General features: G+C 66.9%; 9 protein-coding genes. 7 read left to right on the top strand and 2 right to left on the bottom strand.

What is annotated here, in order from left to right:
• On the top strand, window positions 1-287 hold a 287-nt coding region (locus DM995_RS20585; RefSeq protein WP_286164985.1), incomplete at its 5' end, for a helix-turn-helix domain-containing protein.
• Between the two features lie 155 nt (window positions 288-442).
• Window positions 443-1,963 carry an aldehyde dehydrogenase gene (gene adh, locus DM995_RS20580; RefSeq protein WP_198669548.1) on the top strand — a complete coding sequence of 507 codons (1,521 nt, stop codon included), beginning with the start codon at window positions 443-445 and terminating at the stop codon, window positions 1,961-1,963.
• A gap of 39 nt (window positions 1,964-2,002) precedes the next feature.
• On the opposite strand, the gene DM995_RS20575 is transcribed toward adh, so the two are convergent.
• Window positions 2,003-2,431: a bleomycin resistance protein gene (locus DM995_RS20575; RefSeq protein ID WP_116970896.1), complete on the bottom strand. Its 429-nt coding sequence runs from the start codon at window positions 2,429-2,431 to the stop codon at window positions 2,003-2,005.
• A 144-nt stretch (window positions 2,432-2,575) separates the two neighbouring features.
• On the opposite strand from DM995_RS20575, the gene DM995_RS20570 reads away from it, so the two are divergent.
• The 5 genes from DM995_RS20570 (at window position 2,576) to DM995_RS20550 (ending at window position 7,550) form a co-directional block, all read left to right on the top strand.
• On the top strand, window positions 2,576-3,208 hold the full coding sequence (locus tag DM995_RS20570; protein WP_116970895.1) for a flavodoxin family protein: 633 nt from the start codon (window positions 2,576-2,578) through the stop codon (window positions 3,206-3,208).
• Between the two features lie 84 nt (window positions 3,209-3,292).
• Window positions 3,293-4,519 carry an acetyl-CoA acetyltransferase gene (locus DM995_RS20565; RefSeq protein WP_116970894.1) on the top strand — a complete coding sequence of 409 codons (1,227 nt, stop codon included), beginning with the start codon at window positions 3,293-3,295 and terminating at the stop codon, window positions 4,517-4,519.
• Window positions 4,516-4,947, top strand: coding sequence for a nuclear transport factor 2 family protein (locus DM995_RS20560; protein WP_116970893.1), 432 nt, complete (start codon window positions 4,516-4,518; stop codon window positions 4,945-4,947). The genes DM995_RS20565 and DM995_RS20560 overlap by 4 nt, the downstream gene beginning before the upstream one ends.
• Entirely contained in the window at window positions 4,944-6,722 is a 1,779-nt protein-coding gene (locus DM995_RS20555; protein WP_116970892.1) for an AMP-binding protein, read from the top strand. The genes DM995_RS20560 and DM995_RS20555 overlap by 4 nt, the downstream gene beginning before the upstream one ends.
• 39 nt (window positions 6,723-6,761) lie before the next feature.
• The gene (locus tag DM995_RS20550; protein ID WP_116970891.1) at window positions 6,762-7,550 is read left to right on the top strand and encodes a DUF1295 domain-containing protein; all 789 of its coding nucleotides are present in this window, start codon (window positions 6,762-6,764) and stop codon (window positions 7,548-7,550) included.
• A gap of 12 nt (window positions 7,551-7,562) precedes the next feature.
• Here DM995_RS20550 and DM995_RS20545 read toward each other — a convergent pair.
• The coding region (locus DM995_RS20545; RefSeq protein ID WP_198669547.1) for a nitronate monooxygenase at window positions 7,563-8,015 on the bottom strand (453 nt) is incomplete at its 5' end.

Below are 8,015 nucleotides of genomic sequence, written 5' to 3'. Positions count from 1 at the left end.
CGCACGGCCAGGCCGCGATGGTGGCGGTCGATCGCGACGATCTGGTGATCGGGGCGAGCCGCGCCGCTCGCCATAACGCACTGCTCGCCGGGGTCAGCGCCGCCGCGCCCGTGCCGCTCGCCGATCTGTTCGGGCTGGGCGATGAGGACCCGATCGCGGCGGCCGAACGCAAGGTGCTGCGCCAGGCGCTGGCGCGGTGCGGCGGCAATGTCGCCGCCGCCGCGCGCAGCCTGAAGATCGGCCGCGCCACCTTCTATCGCCGCATGGAGCGCGCCGGACTCCACTGATCAATCGCTCCATCTGTCTCAATCGCGAGACAGTTGCACAGTCTAACCTTCGCCCCTCCCCTCGCTCGCACGCCGCGCCGGTGCCAGCCTCTCTCTCGCGAACCGCTGAGTCCCGGCCATCACGGGCCAGCCTTCCAAGCGAGAGGAGAAGATCCATGGACATGCACACCCCTGCCGCGCTGCTGATGCGCCCGCCGCTGAAAGCCCATTACGACAACTGGATCGGCGGCCGCTGGGTGCCCGCGAAGAGCGGCGCGACCTTCGACAATGTCTCGCCGCTGACCGGCAAGGTCATCGGCACCATCGCGCGCTCCGGCCCCGAGGATATCGAGGCCGCGCTCGACGCCGCGCATGCCGCACGGGTCGCCTGGGGCCAGACCAGCGTCGCCGAACGCGCGCTGGTGCTCACCCGCATCGCCGACCGGATGGAGGAAAATCTCGAACATCTCGCCCAGGCCGAGACCTGGGACAATGGCAAGCCGATCCGCGAGACCATGGCCGCCGATCTCCCTCTCGCCATCGACCATTTCCGCTATTTCGCCGGGTGCATCCGCGCGCAGGAAGGCGGCATTTCGGAAATCGACCGCAACACCATCGCCTATCATTTCCAGGAGCCGCTGGGCGTCGTCGGCCAGATCATCCCGTGGAATTTCCCGCTGCTGATGGCGTGCTGGAAGCTCGCCCCCGCGCTCGCCGCAGGCAATTGCGTGGTGCTCAAGCCCGCCGAGCAGACGCCTGCCTCGATCATGGCGCTGATCGACATCATCGGCGACCTGCTGCCCGATGGTGTGGTCAATATCGTCAACGGCTTCGGGCTGGAGGCGGGTAAGCCGCTCGCCTCGTCGAAGCGCATCGCCAAGATCGCGTTCACCGGCGAGACCTCGACCGGGCGGCTGATCATGCAATATGCCAGCGAGAACCTGATCCCGGTGACGCTCGAACTCGGCGGCAAGTCGCCCAACCTGTTCTTCGCCGATGTGATGGCCGAGGATGACGACTATCTCGACAAGGCGATCGAGGGCTTCGTGATGTTCGCGCTCAACCAGGGCGAGGTGTGCACCTGCCCGTCGCGCGCGCTGGTGCAGGAATCGATCTACGACCGGTTCATGGAACGCGTGCTGAAGCGCGTTGCGGCGCTGAAACAGGCCAATCCGCTCGATCCCGACACCATGATCGGCGCGCAGGCCAGCGCCGAGCAGCAGGCCAAGATCCTGAGCTATATCGATATCGGCCGCGCCGAAGGGGCCGAGGTGCTGGCGGGTGGTGCCGCCGCGCAGCTGGGCGGAGACCTGGCCGGCGGCTATTATGTCCAGCCCACGGTGCTGCGCGGCCACAACAAGATGCGCGTGTTCCAGGAAGAGATTTTCGGCCCGGTCGTGTCGGTCACCACCTTCCGCGACGAGGACGATGCGCTCGCCATCGCCAATGACACGCTGTTCGGCCTGGGCGCGGGCGTGTGGAGCCGCGACATCAACCGCTGCTATCGCCTCGGCCGGCGGATCGAGGCGGGCCGCGTCTGGACCAATTGCTACCACGCCTATCCCGCGCACGCGGCGTTCGGCGGCTACAAGCAATCGGGCATCGGCCGAGAGACGCACCGGATGATGCTCGACCATTATCAGCAGACCAAGAACCTGCTGGTCTCCTACGAACCGAAGAAGCTCGGCTTCTTCTGATCCTTGCGGCCGGGCGCGGCATCGCGCCGCGCCCGGCCATCAGGCCATCCGGGTCCAGCCCTGCCCTTCGGCATAGCTCCAGAGCGTGCCGTCTTCATCCATCCAGCTGCCATAGGGCTCGTCGGTGGCATCGGACCCGAAGCGCAGGACATTGCCGTCCGGGTCCGCCACCTGCATCTCGCGCGCACCCCAGGGATAATTGCACGGGCCATGGCGGATCGCCGTCCCCCTGCCCATCAGCTCCGTGTGCAGCGCATCGACATCTGCCAGGCCAATATACACCCAGGCCCGGCCGGCACCCTGGTCGCCCGCTGTCAGCATGAGGACCGCCTCGTCACGACCGATCGAGGCGAACAGGCTGTCCCCCCAATGCGTGTGGAACCCCAGCGTATCCGAATAGAAGCGCAGAGCGCCGTTGATATCCGCCACGCGCAGGATGGGCGTCGTTCTTCCCAGAAAAGCAGCCATGCAACAGCCCCCGCCAGGTCCGACTCAAGGTATCGGTGGCCAGGATGGTCTCATTCATCGCGGCCCAAGGGCAAGCCCGAACTGCGCAACCTCATCCGGCCCGGTTCGTAAGCCCATCGAACCCCCGGACAAGGAAGAACCTGCATGACCCTCAAAGCCGTCGCGATCAATTGTACCCTCAAGCGCTCGGGCAAGAAGAGCTCGTCGACCGATGCGATGATCGAGCTGATCGCAGGCCAGCTCGCCAAGCACGAGGTCGAGCTGACCGAGACGATCCGCATCGCCGATTATAACGTGCTGCCCGGTGTCAGCTCGGACGAGGGCGATGGCGACGAATGGCCCGATCTGCGCGAACGCATCCTCGCCGCCGACATCCTGATCTTCGGCACGCCGATCTGGATGGGACAGATGTCGAGCATCGCCAAGCGCGTGCTCGAGCGGATGGACGCCTTTCTCGACGAGACCGACGAGACCGGCCGGATGCCGAGCTTCTCCAAGCTTGCGGTCGCGGCGATCGTCGGCAACGAGGACGGCGCGCACCGCATCTCTGCCGACCTGTTCCAGGCATTGAACGATGTCGGCTTCACCATCCCCGCCGGGGCCGCCTGCTACTGGGTCGGCGAGGCGATGGGCAGCACCGACTTCCAGGACCTCGACGAGACGCCCGAAGCGACGTTCGAAACCGCCCGCATGCTCGCCGCCAACACCGCGCATCTGGCCGGGCTGCTCAAGGCCAAGCCCTATCCGGGCGACGAGGAGCATGACGACGAGAGCTGATCGCGGCGGCGCATGACCGTCACGTCCCCGGTTGCGCGATGGGTTAAGCTTGTATAAGCATACCATCAAAGCAGGAGAGGCGTGATGGTTTATGTGCTGGGCGGATACCAGAGCGATTTTGCGCGCAACTGGGCGCGCGAGGGGCTTTCGATAGGCGACGGGTTCGTCGAGACGGTCCGCCAGGGGCTCGACGCGACGCGGCTCGATGCCGGCGAGGTCGAGAGCGGCCATGTCGGCAATTTCGTCGGCGACCTGTTTGCCGGGCAAGGTCTGCTCGGCGGGTTCTTCGCCTATGTCGACCCGGCGCTCGACGGCCTTCCGACCTCACGCCACGAAGCCGCCTGTGCCTCGGGCAGCGTGTCGGTGCTCGCCGCCGCGGCGGAGATCGAGGCGGGGCGCTACGACCTCGCCTGCGTGGTCGGCATCGAGATGATGCGCAACGTTCCGGGGCAGAAGGCGGCCGAAAATCTGGGCGCGGCTGCCTATCAGGGGCGCGAGTTCGCCGATGCGCAGTTCCTCTGGCCGCGCGCCTTTTCCGACCTGGCCGAGGAATATGACGCGCTCTACGGCCTGAACTACGACCATCTCGGCCGTATTGCCGAGATCAACTTCGCCAATGGCCGTCGCAACCCCGACGCACAGACCAGGCAATGGCAGTTCGGCCCGAAGAGCTTCACCGAGGATGACGAGGCCAATCCGGTCGTCGAGGGGCGCACCCGCAAGAACGATTGCGGCCAAGTGACCGATGGCGCGGCGGTGGTGTTCCTCGCCTCCGAAAGCCGCGCGCGCGAATATGCGGCGAAGCGCGGCATCCCGATCGAGTCCCTGTCGCGCATCGCCGGCTGGGGGCACCGGTCGGCGGCGCTCGGCTATCGCGACAAGCGCCGGATGGCGGGCGACAGTCCTTACGTCTTCCCCCAGGTCAAGCGCGCGATCGACGATGCGCGCGCCCGCGCAGGCGTATCCGGCGTCGAGGCGATCGATGCGGTCGAGACGCACGATTGCTTCGCGATGACCGAATACATGGCGATCGACCATCTCGGCCTTACCGCGCCGGGCGAGGCGTGGAAGGCGGTCGAGGCGGGCGATATCGAGATCGGCGGCAAGCTGCCGATCAACCCCTCGGGCGGGCTGATCGGGCTCGGCCATCCGGTGGGCGCGACGGGCGTGCGCATGCTGCTCGATGCGCACAAGCAGGTGACCGGCCAGGCGGCGGACAATCAGGTCGAGGGTGCGCGCCGCGTACAGACGCTCAATATCGGCGGATCGACCACCACCACGGTCAGCTTCATCGTGGAGCAGGCAGCATGAGCGACATCCGTTTCCACCAGTTCAAGCAACTGATCGCCGCCTGGACCCGCAAGGACGCCGAAGCCGTGCTCGCCATGCTGCACGACGATGTCGTCTGGCATTATGCCGCCGCCATCGCGCCGCCCGCGCGCGGCAAGGCCGAGGCGCGCGCGTTCATCGAGCGTTTCGGATCGACCATCGCCGAGGTCAACTGGCGCATCTTCGCGCATGCCGAGACTGCCGACCGGCTGTTCGTCGAGGGCGTCGACGAATATGTCACCACCGATGGCGTGCGCGTCGCCGCGCCCTATGCGGGGATCATCGAGTACCAGGGCGACAAGATCATCGGCTGGCGCGACTATCTCGATCGCGGCACGGTCGATGCGATCAAGGCGGGCAAGCCTTACCCTGCCCAGGTCAAGGAACTGATCGACCGGCCTGCCGCATGACGACGACATTGCTCGCCGACGCGCCCTTTCGCGAGGCCGAGTTCATGCCCGTCGACCTCGATGTCGAACGGCGCGCCGATGGCACGATCATCCTGAAAAGCCGCGTTCCGTTGCGCGCGTTCGACGCGAACATCCCGCGCGCCTTTGCCGAGCGGGCCGCGCTCAAGGGCGATGCCCCGGCGATCGGCTGGCGCGGGGCGGACGGGCAATGGGCCTATCGCAGCTACACGCAAATCAAGCGCGACATGGACGGCGCGACTCGCTGGCTCACCGAGAATTTCCCGCGCGGCACGCGGCTGCTGATCATCGCCGAGAACAGCCTGCCGGTCGCGGTGATGGCCTTTGCCGCCTGGGCAGCGGGGATGATCATCGTGCCGGTGAGCATCGCTTATGGCCTGGCGGGCGGCGATCATGCGCGGTTGCGGCACGTGATCGCGCGGACGCAGCCGGACGTGATCCTCGCCGAACCGCATCCCGCCATCGCCGCCGCGCTCGCTGCTGTCGCGCCGGGCGCACGCATCATGAGCAGCGATCCTGCGCCCTTTGCAGGCGCCATTTCCTATGCCGATGTCATCGCGACCGATCCCGGCACGGTTGCCGAAGCGGCCATCGCCGCCGTCGATCCCGATGCCCCGGCGATCTACATGCTTACCTCGGGCTCGACCGGGCTGCCCAAGATCGTTCCGCACAGCCTGACCGCGCTCGCCGCTTGCGGCGCGCAGGGGCTCGACATGATCGGCAAGGCTGCGGGTTGGGACGATGTGATGCTCGACTGGCTGCCCTGGCATCATGCCGCTGGCGCGTCGGTGATGCGCACCTGCCTGCTCGAGGGCGGCACGCTGCACATCGATGCGGGCAAGCCGCTGCCCGGGCTGTTCGACCAGACCATCGCCAATCTGCGCGAGATTTCGGTCGCCTATTTCAACAATGTCCCCACCGGCTATGCGATGCTGGTCGATGCGATGGAGCAGGACGCGGAGCTGCGCGCGCGCTTCTTCGCCAAGATGCGACTGATGCTCTATGGCGGCGCAGGGCTTCCGCAACCGGTGTACGACCGGTTGCAGGAACTGGCGATCGCCGAGACCGGCCACCGCATCCACATGACCACCGGCTATGGCATGACCGAGACCGTCTCGGGCTGCATGGCGATCCATTTCCCCGCAACGCGCGTCGGCATCGGCCTGCCCGCGCCGGGCCTGTCGCTCAAGCTGGTGCCGTGCGACGGGCGCTATGAGGTTCGGCTCGCCGGGCCGAATGTGATGAAGGGCTATCTGGGTGAGCCCGAGAAGACCGCCGCCGCGTTCGACGACGAGGGCTTTTACCGCACCGGCGACGTCGCGGTGTTCCATGACGAGAGCGATTACGGCCAGGGCCTCGCCTTTGCCGGGCGGCTGGCCGAGGAGTTCAAGCTCGCCAATGGCAACTGGGTCTATGGCGGCGCGGTGCGCGAGAAGCTGCTGAAAGCCTGTGACGGGCTGATCGCCGATCTGGTGCTCGCCGATGACGGCAGGCCGTATCTCGCGATGCTGGCCTGGCCGAAGCCCGGCGCGACGCTCGATGCGGTGGCAGAGGCAGTGCGCGGATATAATCGCGAGGCGCGCGGCGGCGCGGTCATCCGCCGGGTCGCGCTGTTCGACGCCCCGCCCGATCCTGCGGCACATGAATTGTCCGACAAGGGCACGATCAACCGCCGCGCGGTGCTCGACGGGCGGCGCGAATGGGTCGAGCGGGCCTTTGCCGATCCGCCCGGCGCGGGTGTCGCGATCACCGGCTAGGGTGCCCACAAAAAAACTACATAATCGGGAGAAAACGGGATGCTGACGATTCTGGCGATCAATGCGGCTGTGCTCGCTGCATGCTTTGTCGCGCTCTGGCTGATCTGTCTGGGGACGCGCGATGTCACCCCGGTGGACAGCTTCTGGGCCTGGGGCATGCTGGTGATGGCGGCAAGCACCTATGTCCAGGCCGAGGGCGATCCGACGCGCATGCTGATGCTGCTGGCGATCTGCGGCCTGTGGGCGGCGCGGCTGGGGACGTTCATGCTCTGGCGCTGGCGCAGCCACGGGCCCGATCGGCGCTATTCGGCGCTGCTCGGCAAGGCGCAGCAGCACAGGGGCTGGAGCTTCGCGCGCGCCTCGGGCCAGCTGGTGTTCGCGACGCAAGCACCCTTGCTCTTCATCGTCTGTCTGCCGGTGCAACTCGGCCAGATCGATGCCGCCCCGCCGGTCGGAACGCTGGGCTATATCGGCGCTGCCATCGCGCTGTTCGGCATCGCGTTCGAGACGATCGGCGATGCGCAGCTCGTCGCGTTCAAGGCCAGGCCCGAAAATCAGGGCAAGCTGATGACCAGCGGGCTGTGGCGCTATACCCGGCATCCCAATTATTTCGGCGATGCCACCACCTGGTGGGGCCTGTGGCTGATTGCGGCGGAAACCTCGACGGGTCTGGCCGCGATCATCGGCCCGATGCTGCTCACCTGGACGCTGATGAAATGGTCGGGCGCGCCCACGGTCGAAAAGCGGCTCGCCAAGACGCGCGAGGGCTATGCCGATTATGTCGCGCGCACCTCGGGCTTCATCCCGATGCCGCCCAGGCGCGGCTGAGCGCGATGGGGGTCAGTTGGTCTCGGCCCGCTGACCCAGCCGTTTGGCGGCCGCACGGAAGCCTGCCTCGATCTCGTCGACGATCGCGCTCACCGGCTCGACGCTGCGCACCGTGCCGACGCCCTGCCCTGCTGCCCAGAGGTCCTTCCACTTGGCATGCGGATCGCCGCCATAATCGCGCGTTGCGGGCTTCCCCAGATCCTTCGGGTCATAGCCGCAGGCGACAAGCGACGGGATCAGCCAGGACGCGGGGGTCCCGGTGATCGCCGGGCTCACCACCAGATCTTCGATCCCGCTCTCCACCACCATCTGCTTGTAGCCTGGCACCGCCATGCTCTCTTCTGCGGCGAGGAAGCGCGTGCCCATATAGACCAGATCCGCCCCGGCGGCGATCGCGCCCGCCAAAGCTGCACCGTCGGCAATTCCGCCGCCGACGCAGATGATCCCGTCGAACTCGGCGCGCAA

This window comes from Blastomonas sp. UPD001, from assembly GCF_003426715.1.
GTDB lineage: Bacteria > Pseudomonadota > Alphaproteobacteria > Sphingomonadales > Sphingomonadaceae > Blastomonas.
This window is presented reverse-complemented; position numbering and strand designations above follow the sequence as displayed.